Source organism: Actinomycetota bacterium (genome assembly GCA_023488435.1).
Taxonomy (GTDB): domain Bacteria; phylum Actinomycetota; class Coriobacteriia; order Anaerosomatales; family UBA912; genus UBA912.
On sequence record JAMDCK010000029.1, the window covers coordinates 1 to 26366 of the forward strand.

Annotated in this window: 19 protein-coding genes and 2 pseudogenes; 18 read left to right on the forward strand and 3 right to left on the reverse strand. The window is 61.8% G+C overall.

Going from position 1 to position 26366, the window contains the following annotated elements; all coding sequences use genetic code 11:
- Positions 1 to 92: 92 nt before the first annotated feature.
- From M1617_04215 to M1617_04230, 4 genes are all read left to right on the forward strand, one after another.
- Positions 93 to 1238, forward strand: coding sequence for an iron-containing alcohol dehydrogenase (locus tag M1617_04215; GenBank protein MCL5887496.1), 1146 nt, complete (start codon positions 93 to 95; stop codon positions 1236 to 1238).
- Between the two features lie 203 nt (positions 1239 to 1441).
- Positions 1442 to 2944, forward strand: a complete 1503-nt coding sequence (locus tag M1617_04220) for a cell wall-binding repeat-containing protein (protein ID MCL5887497.1) — start codon at positions 1442 to 1444, stop codon at positions 2942 to 2944.
- Positions 2945 to 3035: 91 nt separating this feature from the next.
- Positions 3036 to 5261, forward strand: coding sequence for a bifunctional 23S rRNA (guanine(2069)-N(7))-methyltransferase RlmK/23S rRNA (guanine(2445)-N(2))-methyltransferase RlmL (gene rlmKL, locus M1617_04225; GenBank protein ID MCL5887498.1), 2226 nt, complete (start codon positions 3036 to 3038; stop codon positions 5259 to 5261).
- Positions 5254 to 6006, forward strand: a complete 753-nt coding sequence (locus tag M1617_04230; GenBank protein ID MCL5887499.1) for a M48 family metallopeptidase — start codon at positions 5254 to 5256, stop codon at positions 6004 to 6006. Before rlmKL ends, M1617_04230 begins: the two co-directional genes overlap by 8 nt.
- A 34-nt stretch (positions 6007 to 6040) precedes the next feature.
- Here the strand turns inward: M1617_04230 and M1617_04235 are convergent, their stop codons facing one another.
- Positions 6041 to 7216, reverse strand: coding sequence for an acetoin utilization protein AcuC (locus M1617_04235; protein MCL5887500.1), 1176 nt, complete (start codon positions 7214 to 7216; stop codon positions 6041 to 6043).
- A gap of 178 nt (positions 7217 to 7394) precedes the next feature.
- On the opposite strand from M1617_04235, the gene M1617_04240 reads away from it, so the two are divergent.
- The 5 genes from M1617_04240 (at position 7395) to M1617_04260 (ending at position 13042) form a co-directional block, all read left to right on the forward strand.
- The gene (locus M1617_04240) at positions 7395 to 8678 is read left to right on the forward strand and encodes a 3-isopropylmalate dehydratase large subunit (protein MCL5887501.1); all 1284 of its coding nucleotides are present in this window, start codon (positions 7395 to 7397) and stop codon (positions 8676 to 8678) included.
- A 1-nt stretch (position 8679) separates the two neighbouring features.
- Entirely contained in the window at positions 8680 to 9180 is a 501-nt protein-coding gene (locus M1617_04245) for a 3-isopropylmalate dehydratase small subunit (GenBank protein MCL5887502.1), read from the forward strand.
- 32 nt (positions 9181 to 9212) lie between these two features.
- The gene (locus tag M1617_04250; GenBank protein ID MCL5887503.1) at positions 9213 to 9905 is read left to right on the forward strand and encodes a hypothetical protein; all 693 of its coding nucleotides are present in this window, start codon (positions 9213 to 9215) and stop codon (positions 9903 to 9905) included.
- Positions 9906 to 9936: 31 nt separating this feature from the next.
- Complete coding sequence (locus M1617_04255; GenBank protein ID MCL5887504.1) at positions 9937 to 11151, forward strand: hypothetical protein; 1215 nt, start codon at positions 9937 to 9939, stop codon at positions 11149 to 11151.
- Between the two features lie 505 nt (positions 11152 to 11656).
- Complete coding sequence (locus M1617_04260; GenBank protein MCL5887505.1) at positions 11657 to 13042, forward strand: hypothetical protein; 1386 nt, start codon at positions 11657 to 11659, stop codon at positions 13040 to 13042.
- Positions 13043 to 14052: 1010 nt separating this feature from the next.
- Here the strand turns inward: M1617_04260 and M1617_04265 are convergent.
- Both M1617_04265 and M1617_04270 read right to left on the reverse strand, forming a co-directional pair.
- Positions 14053 to 14352, reverse strand: a complete 300-nt coding sequence (locus tag M1617_04265; GenBank protein MCL5887506.1) for a hypothetical protein — start codon at positions 14350 to 14352, stop codon at positions 14053 to 14055.
- A 687-nt stretch (positions 14353 to 15039) separates the two neighbouring features.
- Positions 15040 to 16398: a hypothetical protein gene (locus M1617_04270; protein ID MCL5887507.1), complete on the reverse strand. Its 1359-nt coding sequence runs from the start codon at positions 16396 to 16398 to the stop codon at positions 15040 to 15042.
- A 57-nt stretch (positions 16399 to 16455) separates the two neighbouring features.
- On the opposite strand from M1617_04270, the gene M1617_04275 reads away from it, so the two are divergent.
- From M1617_04275 to M1617_04315, 9 genes and pseudogenes are all read left to right on the forward strand, one after another.
- Positions 16456 to 17787 (forward strand): discoidin domain-containing protein, encoded by a 1332-nt coding sequence (locus M1617_04275; GenBank protein ID MCL5887508.1) that lies wholly within the window; start codon positions 16456 to 16458, stop codon positions 17785 to 17787.
- A 504-nt stretch (positions 17788 to 18291) separates the two neighbouring features.
- A complete protein-coding gene (gene ilvB / locus M1617_04280) occupies positions 18292 to 20046 on the forward strand; it encodes a biosynthetic-type acetolactate synthase large subunit (GenBank protein MCL5887509.1) in 1755 nt (584 codons plus the stop codon).
- Position 20047: 1 nt separating this feature from the next.
- Entirely contained in the window at positions 20048 to 20542 is a 495-nt protein-coding gene (gene ilvN, locus M1617_04285) for an acetolactate synthase small subunit (protein MCL5887510.1), read from the forward strand.
- 67 nt (positions 20543 to 20609) lie between these two features.
- Positions 20610 to 21605 (forward strand): ketol-acid reductoisomerase, encoded by a 996-nt coding sequence (gene ilvC, locus M1617_04290; protein MCL5887511.1) that lies wholly within the window; start codon positions 20610 to 20612, stop codon positions 21603 to 21605.
- Between the two features lie 6 nt (positions 21606 to 21611).
- Positions 21612 to 21731: pseudogene (locus M1617_04295) on the forward strand (alanine--glyoxylate aminotransferase family protein).
- 1 nt (position 21732) lies between these two features.
- Positions 21733 to 21981: pseudogene (locus tag M1617_04300) on the forward strand (ketol-acid reductoisomerase).
- A 6-nt stretch (positions 21982 to 21987) separates the two neighbouring features.
- Complete coding sequence (locus M1617_04305; GenBank protein ID MCL5887512.1) at positions 21988 to 23136, forward strand: alanine--glyoxylate aminotransferase family protein; 1149 nt, start codon at positions 21988 to 21990, stop codon at positions 23134 to 23136.
- 13 nt (positions 23137 to 23149) lie between these two features.
- The gene (serA, locus tag M1617_04310; GenBank protein ID MCL5887513.1) at positions 23150 to 24730 is read left to right on the forward strand and encodes a phosphoglycerate dehydrogenase; all 1581 of its coding nucleotides are present in this window, start codon (positions 23150 to 23152) and stop codon (positions 24728 to 24730) included.
- A 19-nt stretch (positions 24731 to 24749) separates the two neighbouring features.
- Positions 24750 to 26348 carry a 2-isopropylmalate synthase gene (locus M1617_04315; protein MCL5887514.1) on the forward strand — a complete coding sequence of 533 codons (1599 nt, stop codon included), beginning with the start codon at positions 24750 to 24752 and terminating at the stop codon, positions 26346 to 26348.
- Positions 26349 to 26366: the final 18 nt, after the last annotated feature.

Genomic DNA, 26366 nt, shown 5'->3' on the forward strand with positions numbered 1-26366 from the left:
AGTATCCGCATGAAAACTTGACAGAGTGCCCACTTTGTGACTATAGTTACAATCGGTAGGTGAAACACTATTACTGAATGGGGTGGTAGCCAATGTACAGCTTCTTTATGCCGACAGTAAATCTGATGGGCGCCGGGTGCGTGAAAGAAGTCGGAAACCGCGCGAGTATCCTTGGTGCCAAAAAAGCTCTAATTGTCACAGACGCCGACTTGAGAAAGCTCGGTCTGCCTGACCAGATCGCTGGCTACCTGGAAAACGTCGGCGTCAGTTCCGTCATTTTCGACGGCGCCATCCCTAACCCCACTGACATCAACGTTCACGACGGCGAAAAAGTTTACAAAGACAACAACTGTGACATGATCGTTTCCGTTGGCGGCGGCAGCTCACATGACTGTGCCAAAGGCGTCGGCCTTGTCGTTGGCAACGGCGGCCATATTCGCGACTATGCCGGTATCGACCAATCCACTAAGCCCATGCCTCCGATGATTGCCGTTAACACCACCTCCGGTACCGCTTCCGAAATGACCCGTTTCTGCATTATCACCAACACAGATACCAAAGTTAAAATGGCGATCGTGGACTGGCGGGTTACTCCCCAGGTGTCCATCAACGACCCTGAAATCATGGCAAAGATGCCACGTGGCCTCACAGCTGCAACCGGTATGGATGCGTTGACACACGCGGTTGAAGCCTATGTTTCAACCATCGCCACCCCAATCACAGATGCCTGCGCCCTAAAAGCGATAGAGCTGATCTCAAAGCACCTTCGCACTGCTGTTGCGTACGGCGATGACATGGCTGCTCGCGACGCCATGACATATGCTCAGTTTCTGGCTGGAATGGCGTTCAACAACGCCTCCCTGGGATATGTGCATGCCATGGCTCATCAGCTCGGCGGATTCTATGATTTGCCCCATGGCGTTTGCAATGCCATTTTGCTGCCCCACGTCCAGCGCTTCAACCTGATCGCCAACCCACAACGCTTCGTTGATATTGCAGTAGCCATGGGCGAGGTTGTGGATGGGCTGTCCGTTCGCGAAGCTGCCGAGAAGGCACTCACGGCCATCCAGACTTTGTCCCAGGACATCAACATTCCTGACGGCCTTTCCCAGCTGAATGTGCAGGAAGCAGATTTCGAAATCATGGCCAAGAACGCCATGGTCGATGCTTGCAGCTTCACTAATCCTGCAACCGCGAAACTTGAGGACGTTGTCGGCATCTTCCGGAACGCGATGTAAACACCGTCCTCGGCCCCTAAACAAGCCTTTCCCCTAAGCCCTTGTGGATCACGCCCCTGCTAATGGGTCGACGATCTCATGTGACGACCTCGGAGTGATAAATCGGTTACAATACTTGAGGAGCCGCTAAATCGTAGCCACTTTGCAGCCGATAACATACCAGTAAGCTACCAGATGAACAGATCACACCAGGGATACTCCGGATGACTCCATCACGCGACCCACTCCTTTTCGGCGGATGGCGTGATGCCTCGCATCGCGGGGGAAGGCTTGCAGCCACTCTCATCGCGCTTGTCCTACTCGTTGCCGTCGTGGTGATCTCCGGACCTGCCGAGGCGTACGCTGTTACTCGCGATGGCATCATCACACGGGCCCAGCGGTGGGTCGACCTGCGGGTGCCGTACAGCCAGCGCGCCCTCTTTGAGGGTCATCGCACAGACTGCTCGGGCTTCGTGTCGATGGCGTGGGGGCTACCCGGTCCTGGTAGGACGACGCGCGATCTTGCGGCGGTCTCAACGACGATCACCCGCGATCAGCTACAGCCCGGCGATATCATGCTCAAACCGGGCACCCACGTGGCGATCTTCGCGGGATGGCACAACGCTGAGCGCACCATCTGGCGCTCACTCGAGCAGAGCAACTCACAAGATGGCGCCGTCTCGCGACTGATCCCGTATCCGTTCTGGGGGGAGACAGGCTACGTACCCCGGCGTTTCAACGGGCTCGGCGATGACTTCCTCGACGTACTGGAACCTGTGTATGGACGGTGCAGGTACGAGACCGCGGTCAGGGCCTCCTGGACCGCATTCCCCGTACCGACCCAGTCGCGCGATGTCGTGCTGGCGACCGGCGAGCAATGGCCAGATGCGCTTGGCGGTGCCTCGCTGGCAGGTGTCCTGAGGGCCCCGGTACTGTTGACACGCCAGAATGCGTTGCCGACCTCGGTGCGGGATGAGATAGTCCGCCTCCGAGCGACTCGAGTCATCATCCTAGGCGGGCCCGGCGCGGTGGCAACCGATGTCGCACAAGCCGTGGATGCCATCGCCGGAGTCCAGCAGGTGGAGCGCATCGGTGGGGTCGACCGCTTCGAGACAGCTGCTGCGATCGCAACGAGAACGGCTGGCGAGCGACGACGATCGGGACTCACGACACCGACCCCGGTGTACCTGGCGACCGGCGCAGACTTCCCGGATGCGCTCGCTGTCTCGCCGATAGCCTATGCGAGAGCCCGGCCAGTGTTGCTCACGGGACTTTCGGCGGTGCCGACACAGACGATTGAAGCACTACGCACCCTGGCAGTCACCGATGTCACCATCCTCGGTGGCACCGGGGTCGTTGATGACAGCGTGATGGTGCAACTCGCAATCGAGGTCCCCGGCGTGCGCATGACGAGGATACATGGGGCCGACCGCTATGCGACCGCGCTCGCTGTCGCAGCGCACGGCAGCTCGCTGGGTCTGCGGTGGCGGGGACTCGGATTGGCCGCCGGCACCTCGTTCGCTGATGCGCTGGCAGGCGGAGTCGCGCAAGGCCGCCTCGGCTCGCTTCTGTTGCTCACGCCGCCGCGGAGCGTGAATGAGGCTGTCGAGTCGGCGGTCCGCACGCGGCGCACGGACATCGTGCGCGCTCGCGTCTACGGCGGCTTCGGCGCCGTCGGCGAACTGCCACGCTCCCGCAAGGGGCACGCACTCAGGAACACCCGCTGACTGCGTAGCGAGCGCATACGCGTGACCACAGGTCGCCCGCTGCATAGCGACTTCTCGCCGCTTCGGCCTTCGATGTGATAGTTTCACACGCATGACGATACACACTTATTTCGCTCCTGCGCCGCTGGGCCTCGAAGAGCTCGCTGCCGAGGAGATCAGGGCTCTCGGTGCCAGGAAGGTCCACGCCTCGCGCGCGGGGGTCTCGTTTTCCGGGCCGCTTGCCGTAGGCTACAGAGTCTGCCTTTGGAGCCGAACAGCGTCGCGTGTGCTGATGCGCCTCGCCGAAGTGCCCGCGGACTCTCCCGAGGAGCTCTACGAGCACGTCATCGCGCTTCCCTGGGAAGATCACATGGCCGCCGACGCTTCGCTTGCGGTCGACTTCACGGGCAGCCGCTCGCCGATCACGCACACTCACTACGGCGCGCTAAAGGTCAAGGACGCCATCGTCGACAGGTTCCGATCTCGCACAGGTGTGCGTCCCGACGTCGACGTCGTGGCCCCGGCCCTGCTCGTCAACGTTGCGGCGCGTTCGCGCTCGGCGGTCATAAGCATCGATCTCTCCGGTGATGCGCTGCACCGCAGGGGATATCGAACCCCGGGCAAGCAGACGGTCGCGCCACTCAAGGAGACGCTCGCGGCATCGGTTCTGCTCTTCGCCGAGTGGCCGGGTATCGCTGCAGGGGGCGGATCGCTCGTCGATCCCGCGTGCGGTTCGGGAACGCTGCTCATCGAGGGGGCATGCATCGCTGGCGACCGCGCTCCAGGACTCCTGCGATCGAGATGGGGCTTCGACCGATGGCTCGGGCACGACTCCGCGGCGTGGGATGATCTGCTCGACGAGGCGGATACGAGGGCCGAGGAGGGGGCCTCGGCGATTCCGCCGATCGTCGGACTCGATATCGACCCTGCGGCAGTGGAGCTTGCGACTGCCTGCGTGACCAGGGCGGGGCTTGCAAGCGCAATCCGCATCGAGCGAGGCGACTTCGCGGGCAGCCTGCCGCAGCAAAGCGCCATCACGCAGGTGGCTATGGGCGCACCCGGCCTGCTGGCGGTCAACCCGCCGTACGGGCATCGCCTGGGTGAGGCCGATGACCTCGGCGTGCTCTACGAATCGCTCGCCAACTTCACGCGGCAGACATTCCCCGGTTGGCGTCTGGCCACGATCACCGCCGACGAGGCGCTCGTGGACCGCATCAGCCTGCCATTTCGCAAGTCGCACCCTGTCTACAACGGGCGCATCCCGTCGCGCGTGAGCCTGTTCGACTCGCCGAGGAAGCCGGTGTTCTCGGCGGCGGCGGTCGGTGCGGGCGGGGGCGGGGCCGCAGGTGAGGGTGTAGCCGAAAGAGACCCGGCATTCGCGAACCGCCTGCGCAAGAACATCAAGCGTCTGCGCGGCTGGGCGAAGGCCGAGGGCGTGACGTGCTACCGGCTCTACGACGCCGACATGCCCGAGTATTCCGTGAGCGTCGACAGGTACGAGGGCGCTGGCCCCGACGCGGGCCGGACCTGGGCGTATGTGTGTGAGTACGCGCCGCCGCGCGACATCGATCCGCTGGCCGCGCAGCGCCGACTGGCCGAGGCGGTCGCAGCGATCCCCGAGGTGATGGGGGTTTCCGCCGACGATGTGCACGTGAAGGTGCGGCAGCGCCAGAGGGGCGCCTCGCAGTATGAGAAGCTCGCGGCGCGCGGCGAGTTCCACACGGTCGCCGAGGGCGGGCTGCTCTTCGAGGTCAACCTGACCGACTACCTCGATACCGGGCTCTTCCTCGACCATCGCCTGACGCGGGCGATGCTGCGGGACTCAGCCGCCGGCAAGCGCTTCCTGAATCTGTTCGCGTACACGGGATCCGCGACGGTCTACGCGGCCGCAGGCGGGGCGGCGAGCACCTGCAACGTCGACATGTCCCAGACCTACATCGATTGGGCGGGGCGCAACATGGCGCGCAACGGGTTTACCGGCCCCGAGCACACGAGCGTGCGTGCCGACATACTCGCGTGGGTTGGCACAAGTGATGCCGAGAAGGCGGGGCCGTTCGATCTCATCTTCTGCGATCCGCCGGCGTTCTCGACCTCCAAGCGCATGGAGTCCACCTTCGACGTGCAGCGCGACCACGGCGCGCTCCTGGCCGCGGTGTCGCGCCTGCTCGCGCCGGGGGGAGTCATCGTGTTCTCCAACAACCTCCGCCGCTTCAAGCTCGACGCCGCGGCGCTGACGTCCGCCGGCCTGACCGCCCACGAGATCACGGCCGACACCATGCCGGCGGACTTCGGGCGGAACCGGCGCATCCACAACACCTGGCGGATCACGCATGGCTGAAGCCGCGGGGCTGCCTGAGTACACGTTGCGCCGGTCCGCCCGCGCGAGGCGCATACGCCTCGCAGTCAGCGCCTCCGCAGGGCTCGTGATCACGCTGCCCCCCGGCGCGACCTCGGCTGACGCCGAGCGCGCGCTTGTAAGTCGCGCGCACTGGGCGCGCCTCCACCTCGCGGCCGTCGCTGAGCGCCGTGCGGCTCTGCGGGCGCACCCCCGCGACCTCATCCCGCAGGCGGTTGAACTCCCTGCGACCGGCGAGTCACGGGCGGTCGTGTTGCGCCCGGAGCCGCTTGCGCGCGTACGCGCGCGCCCGCAGGGCGGCGCTCACCTCGAGCTCGCGGGGCCCGTCGGCGACGCGCGTGCGTGCCTTGAGGCACTGCGTCGCTGGCGCGACGCAGTTGCCCGCGCCCGGCTGCCCGCCATGCTCGAGGAGCTCTCGGGCGAGGTCGGCATCGGTTATGCGAGGGTCTCGGTGCGCGGGCAACGCACGCGCTGGGGGAGCTACTCGGCTTCTGGCACGATCTCGCTCAACCGCAACCTGATCTTCTTGCCGCCCGAGCTTGTGCGCTACGTGATGCTACACGAGCTGGCGCACGTACGCGTGCCGGCGCACTCGCCGCGGTTCTGGGCGCTGCTTGTAAGCTTGTGTCCCGATGCGCCCGAGCTACGCAGGCGGATGCGCACGGCGGGTGACTTCGTACCGCCATGGGCGGACAACCACCAGGAGCCTGCTGACTCAAGCAGCTGAGTCCTCCTCGGCAGCTTTGGGTGTTCGCTGGCTCCTAACCCCGCAGCAGCGGTGAGGCACCCCGCACGCGCTCCACGACAGAAGCCGTCTCGGCGCCGGTCTGCTCGGCGATGCCCGGCAGGCGCGTGAACGAGTCCTCCAGCAGCCCGGCAGGCGCGACCTTCTCGGTGATGCCAGACACCCGCTCGCGCCAGGCTTCGGGCAGCGCCGGCGGCGGGTCGACCCCCAGCAGGGCCGCGAGTAGCAGCGTCCACGCCCTCGGCGTGCCGACGTAGGCGTCGTAGCCCCCGCCGCCCGTGGCGCAGATGCGCCCCGAGCAGACCTTATCGGCGACTTCGACCAGCCCCCGCACGAGATGGGCGTAACCGGGAAGCGTGAGCGCGAGGTGGGTGAGCGGGTCGGTGTGCAGCGTGTCCGAGCCGCACTGCGCGACGATCACGTCGGGAGCGAATGCTTCGAGCGCGGGCGCGATGACCTCGCGAAGGACCAGTCGGTAACAGGCGTCGTCTGCGAGCGGGGGCAGCGGCACGTTGATCGCGAAGCCTTTCCCGGCGCCGATGCCGGTGTCGAGCACGGCTCCTGTCCCCGGGAAGAGGTACCGGCCGCTCTCATGCACCGATATCGTGAGTACGTCGGGGTTAGTTGCGAAGACCGCTTCGACGCCGTCGCCGTGGTGCGCATCGATGTCGACGTACGCTACCCGCAGACCCGGATGGTCGCGTAACATCACCGCTATCGCGACCGCGGGGTCGTTGTAGACGCAAAAGCCGGCCGCCCGTTCGGGCATCGCATGGTGCAGGCCGCCCGCAACACTCATCGACCTGCGCACATCGCCTTCGACGACGCTTCTGAGTGCGGCGATCGTGCCTCCGCAGATCAGCGCCGAGACCTCGTGCATCCGATGGAACGCCGGGGTGTCACCAGCACCGATGCCTCGCCTGGGAAAGAAGCCACCACCACCTTCGGAAGCTGCAACCACGACCTCGATATACGCCTGGCTGTGTACAGTGAGCAGATCCTCGGCAGATGCGGGTTCGGGCGAGACGACGCGCGCTGCAGGGCCGTTTGCGGGTGGCGCATCCTCGGCGTGTAGGAGTCCGTACGCTTGCATGAGATCGACTGCCAGCGTGAAGCGCTCCGGCCGCATCGGATGAGAAGGTCCGAAGTCGTATCCGGCCATCTGTGTGCTGTACGGGAAGAGCACTCGCATGGGACACCTTCCATTAGCTGCGTCCGCCGAGTCCACTGCATTTCGAGCATCAGCCGACACCGCAGATGGGTATAACTAGAACGGTGTGTTTTGGGTTATTATATGACGCTACGCTCTGATCCGGCCAACGGGCTCGATCGGACGTGCGATTCCTTGATTTGAAACCGCCAGCAACCGCATGTCGAGACTTGAAAGGGTGATAACGATTCCAGGGAAGACGATCTCCGAGAAGATCCTTTCAGCGCACTCGGGCAAAGATGCCCGCGCCGGTGACATCGTCATCGCAGATGTGGATTTCGTGATGGGCCAAGACGGCACCTCGCCGCTGGCTATCAGGGCGCTGCAGGAGATGGGCGTCGATGCTGTTTTCGACCCGACCCGCGTGGCGCTCGTGATGGATCACTCCAGCCCCAGCCCGATCGAGGGCGTGAGCGCGCTGCACACGATCATGCGCGACTTCGGCAAGAAGACAGGCTGTAAGATCTACGACGTCGGCGAAGGGGTCTGTCATCAGCTGATCCCCGAGAACGGGCACGTGGTTCCCGGCGATCTCATGGTCGGATGTGACAGCCATACCTGCACCTACGGCGCGCTCAATGTGTTCTCGACCGGAGTCGGCAGCACCGACGGAGCGGCCGCAATGGCGTCGGGCAAGCTCTGGTTCAAGGTTCCCGTCACCATGAAGGTCACCTACACCGGCGAGTTGCAGCCCGGTGTCTACAGCAAGGACCTCATCCTCGATCTTGCGGGCAGGATCGGCGTCGATGGCGCCACCTACGAGGCGATCGAGTTCCATGGGCCGGTCATCGACGCGATGTCGATCGACGCACGTATGACGATCTCGAACATGGCCATCGAGGTCGGAGCGAAGGCCGGGCTCATGAAGGCCGACGCCAAGACGCTCGCCTGGTTCGAAGGCAGGGGCGATCGCACTCCCGCTCCCGTCGACCCCGATGACGACGCAGTCTACGTGAGGGAGCTCGTCATTGACGCTTCACAGATCACGCCGCAGATCGCCAAGCCGCATGCGGTCGATAACGTCTCGCCCATACAGGACGTTGTTGGCACACCGATCGCGCAAGGTGTTCTCGGCACTTGTACGAATGGACGCCTGGAGGATTTCCGGATCGCCACAGAGATCCTGCGCGGCAAGAAGGTCCACCCGGACGTGCGCTTCATCGTGGCTCCCGCCAGCAAGCGCGTCTTCCTCGACGCGATCGCCGCGGGTTACGTCAGCGATCTCATCGAGGCGGGTGCGGTGTTCGTCACTCCCGGTTGCGGCCCTTGCGTCGGCACGCACAACGGTGTGCCCTCCGACGGCGAGAACGTGATCTCCACCGCGAACAGGAACTTCAAGGGCAGGATGGGCAATAGCAACGCATTCATCTACCTGGGATCACCCGCCACAGTCGCAGCTTCTGTGATCGCCGGGAAGATCACAGACCCCCGGGAGGTGGTGTGAGATGAAACTCACCTCGAAAGCGTTCAAGTACGGCGACGACATCAACACCGACTACATCATCTCGGGCAAGTACAAGTTCAAGTCCACCGACATGAAGGCCATGGCGGTGCACGCGATGGAGGACCTGGACCCGGATTACCACGCCAAAGTCAGCCCCGAAGGCGGATTCCTCGTCGCGGGCAAGAACTTCGGCATGGGATCGAGTCGCGAGCAGGCGCCATTGGTTCTCATCCACTCGAACACCAAGGCCGTCATCGCCAAGGGTTTCGCACGGATATTCTTCCGCAACGCGATCAACACCGGCCTGCCCGTGGTCGAGTGTGACACGGATCTCATCGACGATGGTGACGAGCTCACTGTCGACCTTGAGGCCGGGGTCATCGTGAACCACACGAAGTCGATCGAGATACCCTTTCCGCCGCTTCCGCCGGTCATGGCGCAGCTACTCGCCGACGGCGGTCTGGTAGAGCACTTCAAGAAGCACGGCGGATTCGCCCTGTAGGAGCAAGGATCAGGATCGGAGCGGTGGCCTCTATGGGCGCCAGTGAAAGCATCACAAAGCCAGACGTGAGTTACAAGGACGGGATCCTTACCGGAACCGCCGAGGAGATCGCCGCTTGCGCGATGACGCGCAAGCGCCTGCGTGCAGATGTCATCAAGGTCCTTGCGGGTGAGGGTCGATCGCAAAGAGCGCTGGCTGCGCATGTCGTGCAACTCATCTCGGAGCAGAAGCCCGAACTCGTGGTTGAGTTCGCGCCTCAGCTCACAGACGCGCTTTTCCGCCCCGAGGCTCAGACCAGATGGAGGGCCTTGTCGGCGCTTGAAGCGATTACCAAGGTGAACGCGAAGGCTGTCGACAAGACGATCCCGCACGCGGTGACCTCGCTGCACGATGTCGACTCCGGGATCGTCAGGCTCTCGGCGTTCAGATTGCTCTGCGAATACGGCGGCACCACCAACCGTCGTTCCGAGACCGTCTGGCCCTACATCGATGAGGCGCTGCGTGTCTATCACGGCGACCCGGAGTTCCCGCACATGCTCACCGCAGTGCATCGCCTGGTGTCGTGCTCGGCATCGGATGAGGTCAAGATTGCGGTGGTCTCGCGCCTCAAGTTCGATGCCGACAATGCCTCCGGGATCGTCGGCCACAGAGCCAAGCTCATCCTGAGTTGTGCATCCCCACCGCCGAAGACTCGCAAGAAGAAGGCGCCGGTAGCCACAGACTGACATCAGCCGAAGCGACAGGGGTGGAGTTTCAGTGGGAGTGTGTCGCCGCGGACACCGAAGCGATGAGCCGAGCAGGGCTCCGACTCGCACCTTGGTCTGCGCCCTGGCACTTCTGGCCGTGGCGGCAGTGCTGCTGGTTGTCGCAGCGATCTCCCTGAGACCTGATCCCGCCGCCGACGGCGTCAGGCTTACACCCGATGCCGACCTTCTCGCAGAAGAGACGCCGACAGCACTGCCGACGTCTCCGACGCCGACTCCAAGCCCGAGTGCGACGCACACCCTGACTTCGAAAACGCTACCCACGACGTCGACTTCGGGCGCCAACGTCGGCGGGATCGCCTCTCCCGATGCTGTAGTGCCCCCCACCCGAGCCCCGCTCATGGCTTTCTTTCGCGGGGAGGCGCTGTGGGTAGCCCGTGAGGATGGATCCACACAGCGTCAAGTCGCACGCATCGCCGATGGAGTGTTCGCACTCTCTCCTGACGGCAGGGTCATCGCGCTGGTCCGCTCGGGGGCGCTCAGTATGATTGACGTCGCCACGGGCAGGGTTTCCTCGGCAGGCCGTGCGCACGGGTCGCGTCCTGTCTGGACGCACGACTCCTCCAGCGTGTTCTACGTGCGCGAACTCGCGACCGGAGCTGGCGATCTCGAGGTCTGGCGGGTCTCGGCATCGGGAGTCGGCGCACGCAGGGTGCACGCCGGATTCTCGCCCGCAGTCGCGCCCGACGGAACGATAGCCTGCCTGTCCGCCGAAGGTGGCGTCTGGATCCTTCGGCAGGGGAGAGCACCGGCGCAGTTTCCGGTTCAGGGATTCGTAACGGCCGTCGAAGTCTCATCCTCCCAGGTCGTCTATGCCACCGACGTTGTGACCAGCGGGTCCCGAGCTACCGAGCTATGGACCGTCAGGACCGATGGCTCCGGAGCTCGCAGGATCCTTAGCGAGACGCCGGGAGACAGGCCGTTCTCGATCCGGGAACTATCGTTGTGTCCCAGACAGACACACCTGCTGGTCACGGTCACCGGAGACGACGGATTCTCTAGGACGCGGGTCGTGGAGATGGCCACGGGCCGGGCGACGCCGTTAGCGATCCGACGCGACACCTACCCGATTGGCTGGAGCGCGGATGGCATCGGCATCAGACTCGCCGAAGGAAACGTGTTCCAGGGCGAGACGAGCTCAATTATCGCCGTACGCCGAGACGGCACCGGCAGGACCTTACTCGCCGAAGATGCGAGGATATATTAGCCGTGTGATGTTACACGCTATACCTTTCCGGGTATTGCCAACTTGTGATGCAAATCACATAATGTGCATCAAGCTCCGCAAGCGAGTGTTCTATTCTATCATCAGGAACACAGCTCTGCTATGATGTCGGTGTCACCAAACATGGGGAGTAATTGAAGTAGTGATAAGCAGATGGAAAGCGATCCTCATAGTTGCAGTGTTCGCTTCTCTGGTCGGAGCCTCGGGTGCATTCGCCCAACAACCCACTGCGCCTTTTGACACTAATGCGGAGTGTTTGGTGTGTCACAGCTACACAGCAGCGATACCGATTCAGACCCCCCTCGACTTCACGGCACCGGCAGTTGACTATAACCGATGCCTGACATGTCATTTCAATCTGCCGGACCAGGGGGTTTTTGCGGGTCGGCCAGTCCTAGGGCATCTACACAGCTCGTTGCAGAATTGCGCAGGCTGCCACGATGGTTACGAAGCCTTTGCCTTTACTTACCCTCGGCCAGCGGTTGACATGCTCACCCTGACGCAGTTCGGTTGGTTCCAAAGCGCGGCCTCCTTGAGTGCTACTCCCGGTCTCTTGCACGAAGTTCACATCAGCGAGGGTTGGGTCGAGACCACCTTTGGGCTGGAGGGCTCCTTGGCTCACACAGTGCGACCCGAGAATACCTGCTCCCGCTGTCATGCGTCTGCCGCATGTTCGGCGTGTCATGTCAACGTGCCATTGTCGCACGAGAATCACGCTATACCGGCTTATCCTGCGGTCACCACCACTACCACGGATGGAATGGTAGTAGCTAGCAGGGCTTCCACTTGCATCAACCCGGCATGTCACTCCGTTGCTGTTGCTGCATCGACCGCATTCGTCCCCGGCTGCACCGCGGTCTGCCATCCGGGCTTCGAACGTGACCACGCCCGCCCGGCCACGTGGAACTGGAGGAACGACTACTACGCATGGACCATGGGCGGCCAAGATGGGAGAGGGACCATCCTCGCATCCATCGGTGCCAATCCTTACAACCCGGGCGTGCACGGTAATTACCTAGCCAATACCGCCAAGTGTGGCGTGTGTCACTCGGTGCACCGAGCCCGTGGTGACGGAGTCATGTTGCTGAACACAGGTGATCCGACCTGTGCAGGTTGCCATTTGATTGGCTCCACTGTGACCGACGTGGTTGTCAACTGGGGCGTTGGGCCCCATGGCGCTGGCGATCCTGCCTCGTGCCAGGCACGAGCATGTCACCTTGATAACCCACATGGAGCGAACGGTTCGCAGTACGCGATCGTCTCTCAAAAGTTGCTCAATCCTGCAACCGATGCCCTGCTCGTCACCGCAGTGGCTGAGGCGGGGTCATCGGGCATCTCTACCACTGAACTCAACGCCCAACCTGGCTCTCTGTGGCCAGAGTCCACACGGTCGCTAGTCCGCACTGGCTACAACTGCAACATCTGCCACTCTTCGACACAGCTTGCAGTGGTCAACCGCGGGTGGGCCGAGCCCAGGCACGCCAACATAGATGCTACAGCACAGCCGTTGGTTCTAAAGCAAGGTCATATTGGAGTGGCCGGAGTCAGTGTTGATACATCGGAGACTTGGCGTCCTGGCGTGTGGCATGATGAGACCACCCAGACAGCATTCGCACCGGTCTCCGACTGCGAGAGCTGCCACGATCAGACCGATGATCGCACCCGAACAGGATTCACCTTCCCCCATGGCCAGACGCCAGTAGGGGCCAGCAACTTGGGAGCAGGCAGGGCGCTTCTATGGATGGGTTGGTCTGGTGGGGCTGGAGCCACACTCACTCCTATCACCACCGAAGATATGAAGGCCTACGACGGCAACTGCCTCAAATGCCACCGTACCAGTGCGGGCGATGCCGGCGTGGGAGTCAGCTACTAGCTACCGCTCGTCGCTAGCATAATCAGACTTTTCATGCTCTTTATACCCACCACGGTATTGTCAACTTGTGATGGAAGTCACATAATCCACAATATGTACACATTTGAGTAGTTCAGATGTCTGCGGAACGTTGAATTATGGGGCTAGCAAACGACACGAGGTGGGGAACTACCATGTATGGTTATCAGCGATGTATGGTTTTGCTGGTGCTGGGGATTGTTTTGTTCGGGGGCGTCGGTGTAGCGAACGCACAACAACCCCAAACGCCGTTCCAGCTACCTGAACCGCCGTTCGAAACCAACGCCGAGTGTATTGCTTGTCACGACATTGCGGCGCAGGCTCCGGTGTTCAGTCGGACCGACTTCTCCGCGCCGAGGGTGGACTACGCTAGGTGCCGAACATGCCACTTCAATCTTCCCGATCAAGGCGTCTTCGGTAGTCAGCCAACTCTCGGACACCTGCATAGCGAGCTGCGATTCTGCGCCGGCTGCCACGATGACTACGAAGCCTTTGCCTTTACTTACCCACGGCCCGCAGTCAACAATCTGACATTGACACCGTTCGGGTGGTTTCAGAGCGCAGCCTCATTGAACGCAACCCCTGGCCTCCTTCATGAAGTACACATCAACGAGGGTTGGGTTGAGACGACTTTCGGCCTGGGTGGCACGTTGGCACACACGGTCCCTGCCGCCGACACGTGTTCCCGCTGTCATGCTTCTGCTGCATGTTCAGCGTGTCACGTGGGGGTCCCATTGTCTCATGAGGACCACGCCTTACCGGCCTATCCGGCAGTTACCACAACAACTACTGACGGGATGATCGTTGCCAGCAGGATCTCCACTTGTATAAACCCGGCATGCCACTCCGTTGCGGTGGCCGCATCTGCAGAGTTCGTCCCCGGCTGCACAGCAGTCTGTCACCCTGGCTATGACGCATATCATGGGTACGACAGCATCGATCATGTCGCCGATGACGGCTTGATCAACGGAATCAGCTGCTCTGCATGCCACTCACTGGATCTCGCGACCGAGCACGAAAGGCCGGACTCGAGTACCGTTGGACAGCAGTGCATCGCGTGCCACCCCGCACCTAGGGACACGTACACGGTCTGGAACCAGGGTTGCATCCAAGCCGGATGTCACGGACCCACTTCGGCGGATCCCTTCCACTCTCAGATAACAACGGGTCATGCGATCTTGGCGAACAACCGGGTGTGTCTGGACTGTCATGCCGGTGATGATCTGGCCCAGGTGCATACCCGGGCTGTCGATCCGATCGATCCCACAAGGACCTCGTGTCTTGTCTGCCATGAGCCGATTCCATCGCAGTTCGCAACGGCACACCCAGCTACACCACCTGTAAGGGACTGTACGGTTTGCCACTTCACCTTTGAGGAACATTACGATGAAGCTGCGCACCTCAGCACCTGGAGCATGGTTGGCTGTGGTGGTGCTGGGTGCCATACCACGCCCGATCTGATGCTGGCACACACCGAGATCGTTCCGACCTTCACCTGCATGGATTGTCATGCATCTCCGGATCCCATCGTAGTTGCGGCAATTGAGCAGAGACTGACAGCGTGTGATGCCTGTCATGTCGGCATCGAACAGGATGTTGCGCACAGGTCAGCCCACTGGGCCAACCCCCTTCTGATTGGCCCACAGGGTCCGAACTACGCATACTGGACCGGCTCGGTCTCTGGACCGTTCACACGCGATTGCGCCTTGTGTCATACAAGCAACCTAGTCGACGAGCACCAGGGCGTCAGTGAGATGGTTACCGGCACGGCCGTGATCACGAGGCCGACCCGCTACGATGCGCAGGGCAGAGCGCTCACTTGCGCAAGCTGCCATGTGTCAAGGGACGCAAAGACGGTGAGTGCCATCGCTACCCGGGATACCGCCTGCGATGCCTGCCATGTGGTCCATGGACCCGTAGGAGAGATCCACCAGTCGCGCTTCGCAGACGTTCAAGAGGTTTCTTGCATCGATTGCCATTCACCGGATTTGACCATAGAGCATGGTGGGGGAATGGTAGCCACAACCTCGGTGACGGGCCGCCAGCTTACTGGCTGCGATATCTGCCATTCGTACTTCGAGGGAGAGATGGGCCAGCGCTCTGAGCTGGCGATCGAAGCACGTGATACCCGCTGTACTGCGTGTCACGTAACCTATCACGATGATCTCAGTGTCCACTTGGCGACCAGTGCTGATTCTCTCCGATGTGGCGCTTGTCACGGTCAGGTCGTCGGAGGTGCGATAGACGTCGCACCTGTTCATGCTGGAGCCCCGCTGGGCTGTAATGTCTGCCACCGCAACCCCTCCAGGATCCCGAACCTTTCGGCCAGAACAGCCGAGTGCGCAAGTTGCCATGCGACAACAGGGGTGGACTACCATCGCAATATGCAGGCCGACCACACCTTCGGTGAGATGGATCCCTCGTGTGCCACGGCGGGCTGTCATGGGACGAACACACTGCCGGAGGTCCACGAACCTTACATGGATAGCTATCCTCAGTACGCCGACACATGCGCACTGTGCCACCGCAACAGTGATCCAGCGCGCATCGATTGGAACACTGCCACCGCTGATTGCGCCACCTGCCATCAGGTCCACGGTGATATCGATCAGATTCATCAGGCACCCGATAGCCAGGAGTGCGTGGCGTGTCATGGGACGACTGATATCATCCAACTGCACCCCGCATGCTCTACCTGTCATAGGGTCGGCGTGGATACTACCGTCGGTGCACGGTGCGTAGCGTGCCATGACTACTCCCCAGCAGAGACGCGGCACCCAATACGTCCGGCTGCGCACGATGCGACCCTGCAGCGGGACTGCCTTGCTTGTCACGTGGTCGATCTGGTTGCAGAGCATCGCAGGCCAGGGGTAACACCCGTCGGCTGTGTTGCGTGTCACACGTACACCAGGTTCCCGGCCACCTGGGATCGTGGATGCAGTCAATGTCATCCTGTCGTGCATGACCGGATGGCTCAGGCACATGTTTCCACCGATGTAGCCTGTGGTGGGGCAGAGTGTCACGCTATACAAGATGTAGCCGTGATTCACGCGAACGCCGCCCCCGGTGGAGGTTGCTCCGTGTGTCATGTCAGTCCCAGCGTACCCGCGACCACCACTGCATGCGCTGCGTGTCACGGACAGGTGGGTGCGGACCGCCACCGGGCTGTTCACGATGGTAGGCGTGCCAACGACATCGGCTGTGAGGGTTGTCACTTCCGCTTCGTCGACCAAGAGCATGAGGTTCTTGGGTTCAACTGCTCCACTTGCCACCGGTCCACTGACCCTGTGGTTCAAGGCGCTATCCAGGCGAACGATCTCAACTGCCTGACTTGCCATCCCAACTCGCCTCACAACCGCAGGCAGGCCATGGAGTTCGATCCACGGAATGCTTCGATGCACAGGGTAAGAGCGGACCTACCCGGAATGCGCGATCGCTTCGTCGTCAACGGAGTGACATACACATGGGCTATCCCACCCGCATCGTCGTTCCTCCTGCCCGGCTGGAGGATCGACTCGATCACGAGGTGTAGCGATTGCCACACCTATACCGGTGCTGAGGGTCCCCATGGGGCAGCGATGAGGATCAACATAGATCCCAGGTTCCCCAACCCCTATCGTGTCATTACGGGCAACGAGAACTTCACAGCTCAGCTCAGTGCCAACTCACCTACCGGCATGAGTATGACGAAGAACGGTTCGCGTCCAGCCGGGATAATCTGCGAGAAGTGTCATGACCTTCGCTCTCCGAGCGGTGTCTGGAGTACGAATGCCCACCAAGAGCATGACGATCGGGGTTACGAAGGTGCTTTCTGCAACCAGTGCCATGTGGCTATCCCGCATGGCTGGGGTCGCCCCCGACTGTTGGGAACAGTATATGATCCACCAGCCTACAGGGTCTGGCCGGGCACTCCTGGACGCAACGACGCAGGTACCTCGCGTATCAGTATCAGGAGCTACACCCCGCAGGGCTGGCAGGAGCAGGATTGCGGTGCCGCTTGTGACGTCTCGGAGCACCCACTTCAGGGCACCTCCTGGCCCAACATCATGCCCGGTGGAATACCTGGTACTGGTGGAGTCACCGGACGTGTGACCGACGCTTCGACGACGGCTGCCGTCGCTGGTGCCACAGTGACACTGAACACCGGAGTCTCTGCAACCACCGGAACCGATGGGCGCTACTCGCTAAGCGGCGTTGCGCCGGGTGCACGCACCATGACCATCACAAGATCCGGGTACAACAATTGGTCCGGACCAGTCACTATAGCCTCTGATGCAACGGCCACGGTGAATGTAGCCCTTTCGCCTATGGCCGTTCCTCAGCCTGTCAACCTCGCACTGAACAGAACGTTCACTGCGTCCAGGTCGGACAGCAACCATCCTCCCGCCCGTGCGGGAGACGGCAATCTGCAGACCTTCTGGTGGTCGAACAGGACTGGAGGGGCCACGACAACAGAGCGTTTGTCGGTTGACCTAGGATCCTCACGTAGCATCAGGACAGTCGAAGTCGCCTGGAGCGGAAACCTATGGGCCAGATCCTTCAGGATTCAGACCTCGACCGATGGCACCAACTGGACCACGGTGTTCAGCACCACCACTGGAACGTCTGCGATGCAGCGGATTACGTTCAGTGCCCGGAATGCACGGCACGTCAGGATTGAGTGTCAGGCAACCGGTACTGGTGCGGCCAATGGTTATGGGATCGCCGAGTTCAGGGTATTCCAGTAGAGTTGAGTAGGCTTGTAGCGGAGCGAGTCCGATTCCGGACTCGCTCCGTGGTCTGTCTCACACGTTGTGAGATTTCCCGAAACGTCTTATACTCCGGTCTTACACTTGAATATCGAAATATGGCTTTGACGGAGAACAGTAGAGGCCAACCCTGACCACAGCGAGCCGGGCAATTCGTGGAAGCCGGCGCAGGGCGACTCGAAACCACTCCTGAGCCGCTCGACCCAACGCGTTGCGTGATGCCGGATGATCTTCGGCGATTGCGGACGACGAGTAAGTCGAGTCGGTGACATCCGTTATCTGTCGCGTGATTCAACATCGCCAGAGTCTTTAGCGAGACCCCCCGATGCTGAGCTGTTCTTTTTGCGGAGAACGCCCCTGACTACGCGGCACAACGGATGTCCACCTGATCTGAAAGCGATGGTGCGATATGGTGCGAAGCGTTAGGCAGGGATTGTTTTATTTGAAGGCTGCGTTCAGCCCCGATTCAGGGGTAGGCCGATCATGAGTGGGAGGATCACAGGCGCCCAAGCTCTGGTCAAGTGCCTACAGGCGGAAGGTGTCGAGACGATCTTCGGCTATCCGGGTGGGGTGGCTCTGCCGATCTTCGATGCGCTCTATGACTGCGAGGGGATACAGACGATTCTTCCTCGGCATGAACAGGGTGCTGTACACATGGCCGACGGATACGCACGCGCAACGGGTAAGTGCGGAGTCGCACTGACCACCAGCGGCCCTGGGGCGACCAATACCATCACCGGGATCGCCAACGCATACATGGACTCGATCCCGATGGTTGTGATCACGGCACAGGTCGCGACGTCGGTAATCGGTACCGATGCATTCCAGGAGTCGGATATCACGGGCATTACTCTGCCGATCACCAAGCATAACTACCTGCTCAGTTGCGCGTCGATGGTGCCTGAGGTCGTACACGAGGCATTCCACATCGCCACTACGGGCAGGCCCGGGCCTGTCCTCATCGACATCCCGGTGGATGTGAGCAAGGGTGAGCTGGACTTCGTCTTGCCCGACTCGATTCACCTTCCCGGCTACAAGCCCACTGTGCGGGGGCATGCAAAGCAGATCAAGCAGGCGGCGAACCTGATTTCCAAGGCGGAAAAGCCTTTGCTGTACGTCGGTGGTGGCGTGATAGCCAGCGGAGCATCCAAGGAGCTCAAGGAGCTCGCTGAGTTGATGCAGATCCCGGTGACCACGACCATGATGGGCAAGGGATCCTTCCCTGAGGACCATCATCTTTGGATTGGCATGCCTGGGATGCATGGGGCGAAATACACCAACTACACGATGACCGACACGGACCTCCTGATCGCAGTCGGCGTGCGTTTCGACGACCGCGTGACCGGCAAACTTTCGGCGTTCGCCACCAAAGCACAGGTCATCCACATCGACATCGACCCGGCTGAGATAGGTAAGAACAAGGCGGTCGACGTGCCGGTGGTGGGAGAGGCTAAGTCCATCCTCGCCGGCATCGTCGCAGAGTTGCGTAAATCGGGTGCCGAGCCGGTGAGTACCGCGTGGATGAAGGTCATCGATGATTGGCGGCGGCGCTTCCCGCTGCACTTCGCTTCACAGGAAGGCGTCCTGCATCCTCAGCATGTCGTCACTCGGGTCAGCGATCTGACCGCAGATCGCGACACGATCATCTGCACCGAAGTCGGGCAGAACCAGATGTGGGCGTGCCAGTATTACACCCTGCGCAGGCCCAGGTCGTGGATATCCTCTGGCGGTCTGGGGACCATGGGCTTCGGACTTCCAGCGGCCATCGGGGCTCAAGCTGGACGCCCTGACGCACTTGTCATCGACATCGCTGGCGATGGGTCGATCCAGATGAACAGTCAGGAGATGGCAACCGCAGCAATCAATCAGCTCCCAGTCAAGGTTGTCATTTTGAACAACGGATTCCTCGGCATGGTGAGGCAGTGGCAGGAGCTGTTCTACGATCGCAGGTACTCGTCATCGGTGCTGTCGCAGGACATCCCTGATTTCCTGAAGCTAGCCGATGCATATGGATGGCTCGGCGTGCGGGTGACGAGCCCGGACGAACTCGACGCTGCGCTGATGCAGGCGTTCGATCATCCCGGTCCGGCGCTTGTTGATTGCCGCGTTGCTCCTGAAGAGTGCGTATTCCCCATGGTCGCGCCGGGGGCCAGCATCGATGAGATGCTCGGCGGCGTTCCCGGATGCCCCGTGTCAGAGATGTTGGACGACGATATCCTCGAGGAGGTGTGGGAGTAAGATGACGCATACTCTCTCGGTTCTGGTTGAGAACAAGCCCGGCGTGCTGACCCGCGTAGCATCGCTCTTTGCGCGCAGGGGATTCAACATCGATTCGCTCGCGGTAGGTCCCACAGAGGATCCGACCCTGTCGCGCATCACCATAGTGGTCAGTGCTGCCGACATTCCTTTGGAGCAGATCACCAAGCAGCTACACAAGCTGGTCAACGTCATCAAGATCCAAGATCTCGATCCCGAGGATATGATCGCTCGGGAGCTCGTGCTGTTCAAAGTCAACGCATCCCCGGAACGCAGACACGAGATCATAGAGATCGCCAACGTATTCCGTGCAAAGATCGTCGATGTGGGCAAGAACTCATTGACGATCGAAGCCACCGGCTCGGCAAGTAAGATCGAAGCGCTAGAGGACTTGTTCCGCGCCTATGGCATCAAGGAACTCGCACGCACAGGGCGAATTGCCCTGGGGCGCGGGCAAAGGGATAGCACGAAGAGCTGAACGAGCAAGACGACCTGATTACGACACGTACCACAACGCAACGTGCCAAAGAGAGAGGAACCCCAGAATGGCCCAGATATTCTACGAGAAGGATTGCGACCTTGGACTGATCAAGGGTCGTAAGATCGCGGTGATCGGGTACGGCTCACAAGGCCACGCCCACGCACTCAACCTGCACGACTCGGGATGCGATGTGCGCGTAGGGCTGCGCGCGGACTCCAAGTCATGGGACAAGGTCAAGACCGACGGACTGAAGGTCATGACCCCGCGTGAAGCTGCTGCAGAGGCCGAGATCATCATGATCCTCGCCCCCGACGAACTCCAGGGCCACATCTACTATTCGGAGATCCACGAGCACATGACGGCGGGCAAGGTGCTTGCTTTCGCGCACGGCTTCAACATCCACTACGGTCAGATCGAGGCTCCCGCCGACGTCGATGTCGTCATGATTGCGCCGAAGGGTCCCGGCCACATGGTGCGCCGCGTCTTCACCGAGGGCTCGGGCGTCCCGTGCCTCGTGGCCGTCCACCAGGATGCCAGTGGCAGCGCCCTTGAGATCGCACTCGCGTGGGCTGCCGGGGTCGGCGGTTCGCGGGCCGGGATCATCGAGACAAGCTTCGCCGAGGAGACCGAGACCGACCTTTTCGGCGAGCAGGCAGTTTTGTGCGGAGGCGCCACGGCTCTTGTCATGGCTGGATTCGAGACGCTCGTCGAGGCTGGCTACCAGCCGGAGATCGCATACTTCGAGTGCCTTCATGAGCTCAAGTTGATCGTCGACTTGATGTATGAGGGCGGCATGGCCAAGATGTTCGACTCGATCAGCAACACAGCCGAGTACGGCGCCTACGTCACCGGGCCGCGGATCGTCACCGACGAGACCCGCGAGAACATGGCCCAGGTTCTGTGGGAGATCCAGAACGGTGAGTTCGCTCGCAACTGGATGCTCGAGAACAAGGTGGCTCAGCCCCACTTCAAGGCGATGCGGCGCATCAACGCCGAACACCTGGTCGAAGAGGTCGGAAGCGACCTTCGCACCATGTTCACCTGGCTCGAGAGGGGCTGAGAATCGATGAAGAAGCAGTACCTGATGACGCCTGGGCCGACTCCGGTACCTGCCGAGGTGCTGTTGACCCAGGCAGCGCCTATCATCCATCACAGGACGCCGGAGTTCTCAAAGGCATTCGCTGATGTCGATCAGCAACACAGCCGAGTACGGCGCCTACGTCACCGGGCCGCGGATCGTCACCGACGAGACCCGCGAGAACATGGCCCAGGTTCTGTGGGAGATCCAGAACGGTGAGTTCGCTCGCAACTGGATGCTCGAGAACAAGGTGGCTCAGCCCCACTTCAAGGCGATGCGGCGCATCAACGCCGAACACCTGGTCGAAGAGGTCGGAAGCGACCTTCGCACCATGTTCACCTGGCTCGAGAGGGGCTGAGAATCGATGAAGAAGCAGTACCTGATGACGCCTGGGCCGACTCCGGTACCTGCCGAGGTGCTGTTGACCCAGGCAGCGCCTATCATCCATCACAGGACGCCGGAGTTCTCAAAGGCATTCGCTGATGCCATCGAGGGGCTCAAGTATGTCTTCCAGACGCAAGGCGATGTCCTGCTCTTCGCGAGCTCGGGCACCGGTGTCATGGAGGCGGCGATAGCCAACTGCTTCTGCGCTGGCGACAAGGTCATCGTAGCCCGCAACGGCAAGTTCGGCGACCGCCAGAAAGCGATCTGCGAGGTCTACGGCCTCGATGTGATCGATCTGCGCTATGAGTGGACCGAGGTCGTGCGTCCCGATGACATCGCTGCTGCGCTTTCGGCGAATCCGGATGCACGGGGCGTCATCGTCACGCAGTCCGAGACCTCCAGCGGCGTGCTCAACGATGTGCAAGCCATCGGCGCGATCGTGCGCGACTACCCTGAGTGCGTGCTGATCGTCGACAGCATCACCGGTATCGGCGCTGTGGAGTGCCGCACCGATGACTGGGGACTCGATGTCGTCATGACCGGCTCGCAGAAGGGCCTCATGCTGCCACCCGGCCTCGCCGCATGCACCGTGAGCGACAAGGCCTGGCGCGCGTACGAGAGATCGACTTTACCTGCGTTCTACTTCGACTGGATGAAGTACAAGAAGAACATCGAGAAGGACACGACGCCGTTCACGCCTGCTGTCTCGCTCGTGCTCGGCCTCAATGTCGCGCTCGCCATGATCGCCGAGGAGGGCCTGGGCAACACGATTGCCCGCCACTCCCGCCTGGCAGAGGCGACCCGCAAGGGCTGTGAGGCACTCGGACTAGCCCTCTTCGCCCCGCCGGAAGGCCGCGGAAGCGCAGTCACGCCGGTGTGGGTGCCCGAAGGTGTGGACGGCAAGGCGATCGTCAAGATCATGAAGAGCGCACACGGCGTGACCATCGCCGGCGGACAGGACGAGTACACTGGACGCATCATCAGGATCGGGCACCTGGGTTACTTCGGCGAGCTCGATATCATCGTCACGCTCTCAGCGCTGGAGATGACTCTTGCGTCACTAGGTTATGGTTTCGAGCGCGGTGCCGGGGTAAAGGCCGCCCAGTCCGTCTTCGTAGAAGCGCAGTGAAGGGGAGACATATATGAAGGTATTAGTAGCCGAGAAGATCGCGAATAGCGGCATCGAGAAGCTGCGCGAGCAGTTCGACGTGACGGTCTCCACCGAGCTGACTCCCGACCAGCTTGTCGCCGAGATACCCGCTTATGACGCGCTCATTGTGCGTTCGGCCACGCGTGCCTCGCGCGAGGTCATCGAGGCCGGCGTGAACCTGAAGATCATCGGACGCGCAGGCGTCGGGGTCGACAACGTCGACGTCCAGGCCGCCACCGAGCGTGGGATCATAGTATGCAACGCACCGACCTCCAACATCGTTTCGGCTGCGGAGCACACGATGGCGCTGCTGCTCTCGCAGTCGCGCAACATCGCGCAGGCGAATGCGAGCATGAAACAGTGCAAGTGGGAACGCTCGAAGTACACAGGTGCCGAGCTCTACGAGAAGACACTCGCGATCTTCGGCTTGGGGCGGATCGGTTCGCTCGTGGCCGAGCGTGCGCGCGGATTCGGCATGCGCATCATCGGATTCGACCCTTACACGACCGCAGAGCGGGCGACTGCGATGGGCGTGGAACTCGTCGATGACGTGGACGCGATCCTTGCGCAGGCGGATTACATCACCGTCCACCTGCCCAAGACCAAAGAGACGATCGGTATGTTCGGTGCAGAGCAGTTCGCCAAGATGAAGGACGGCGTTCGGCTGATCAACACGGCGCGCGGCGGCATCTTCCAGGAGCAGGCGCTCATCGATGCAGTGAAGAGCGGCAAGGTCGCAAGCGCCGCGATCGACGTCTTCGAGGTCGAGCCGTGCACCGACTCGCCACTCGTCGAGCTGGAGAACGTCATACTCACACCTCACCTGGGAGCGAGCACCGCCGAGGCACAGGACCGCGCAGGCGAGCAGATCGCCGAGTTCGTGGCAGCGGGTCTCAGAGGCGAGATGGTCCCCACGGCCGTCAACATCGCACCGGTCTCGCCGGAGGTCTACGAGAAGGTCGGCCCATACCTCAAGGTATCCGAGGACCTCGGCAAAATGGTCGCGCAGATGGCGCGCCAGGGACTCGAATCCCTCGACATCCGGTTCATCGGCGCATTGGCCGAGACCGACACCCGCATCCTTCGCACCGCAGTGCTCAAGGGAATGCTTACAGTAGTCAGCGCAGAGTCGGTGAACTTCGTCAACGCCGATTACTACGCCGAGCAGCGCGGTCTTCGCATCACCGAGACCAAGCAGCCCGAGACTGCGGACTACGTGTCATCGATCTCGGTGACGGGCACCGGCGCCAGCGGACCCGTTGAGGTCTCGGCATCGCTAATTGGCAAGAAGAATGAGCCGCGCATCGTGTCGCTCTTCGAATACGACCTGGACATGGCTCCCGCACAGTACATGGCGTTCTTCCTCTACGCCGATAGGCCCGGCATGATCGGCAAGGTCGGGACGGTCCTGGGCGCTCAAGCGATCAACATCGGCTCGATGCAGGTTGCACGCAAGGAAGCGGGCGGACAGGCTCTCATGGGGCTTACCATCGACAGTCAGATGACCGCAGAACTGCTCGGCCAGATCATCGAGGCTGCCGGAATGGACGAGGCCTGGAGCGTCGAGCTGTGAAGGTGAGGACGGATCGCTAGTGAGTGAGTCGACGATACCTGCGGCAGCCGCAGACAAGGTCTACATCTTCGACACGACCTTGCGCGATGGGGAGCAGTCCCCGGGCGCCAGCATGAACACCGAGGAGAAGCTCGAGATCGCAAGGCAGCTCGTCCGCCTCGGCGTAGACGTGATCGAGGCTGGCTTTCCCGCATCGAGTCCCGGTGACTTCGAGAGCGTGCGGCGTATCGCTGCCGAGGTAGGCGACGCCTGCGTGGTCTGCGCCCTGTCGCGCGCGGTACCCAGCGACATCGAGAGCGCGGCTGCTGCCCTGGCTGGCGCAGCGCGCCCACGCATTCACACGGGCATCGGCGTCTCGGAAAGCCACCTGACGCACAAGCTGCGCATCGATCGGGCGACAGCCCTCGAGCGGGCTGTGGCAGCGGTGAAGTTGGCGCGCTCACTCGTCGGCGAGGTGGAGTTCTACGCCGAGGACGCTGGGCGTGCCGATCCGGCCTTTCTCTACGAGATGGTCGAGACTGTCATCGCGGCCGGAGCCACCGTCGTCAACATCCCCGACACCACGGGCTATACCTACCCCGGCGAGTTCGGAGCGTTGATCGGCGGCCTCTTTGAGCACGTCAAAGGCATCGAGGACGTGATCGTCGCGGTCCACTGCCACAACGACCTCGGGATGGCCACCGCCAATGCGCTCGCTGGCGTGAAGGCCGGCGCGCGCCAGGTGGAGTGCACCATCAACGGCATCGGCGAACGCGCAGGCAACACCGCGATGGAAGAGGTCGTCATGGCCCTTCGCGCCCGGCGGGAGTACTTCGGCGCCGACACCACGATCAACACGCGGGAAATCATGCGCACCTCGCGCCTAGTGAGCAACATCACCGGCATCTTGGTGCAGCCCAACAAGTCGATCGTCGGCGCCAATGCGTTCGCTCACTCCAGTGGCATCCACCAGGACGGCGTACTCAAGGAGCGCACCACCTACGAGATCATCGACCCTGTCGAGGTCGGCGTTGGCGGCAGCTCGATCGTGCTCACGGCACGAAGCGGGCGCCATGCCCTGCGCCACCGCCTCGAACTGCTCGGATACGAGCTCGCCGAGGAGGAGTTCGAGCGCGTCCACCACGACTTCCTGGAGCTCGCGGACAAGAAGAAAGAAGTCTACGACGAGGACATCGAGGCGCTGGTCTCAGAGTCCGAGCGTACCTCGGCAGGAGAGGTGTACCACCTGCGCTCTCTGCACGTCATGAGCGGGGAGCCCGGGATACCGACCGCAACCGTCGAACTGGTGGAGGTCGCCACAGGTTCGGTGCTCATCGACTCGAGCCACGGGACCGGCCCGGTCGATGCACTGTACCGCGCCATCAATCGCGTCATCGAGGTCGAGAACGACCTGATCGAATTCAGCGTACAGAGCGTGACCCGGGGCATCGACGCCCTGGGAGAAGTCACCATCCGCATCCGCAGCGCCGACGGGCGCGTTTTCACCGGCCGAGGAGCCCACAGCGACATAATCACCGCGTCGGCACGTGCTTATGTGAACTCGCTCAACCGATTGCTGTTGGCGCACCGGCAGGAGCTATCCGCCGAAGCCGATTCACCATCAACCGACCGCCCCTGACACAGGAGGAACCAGACC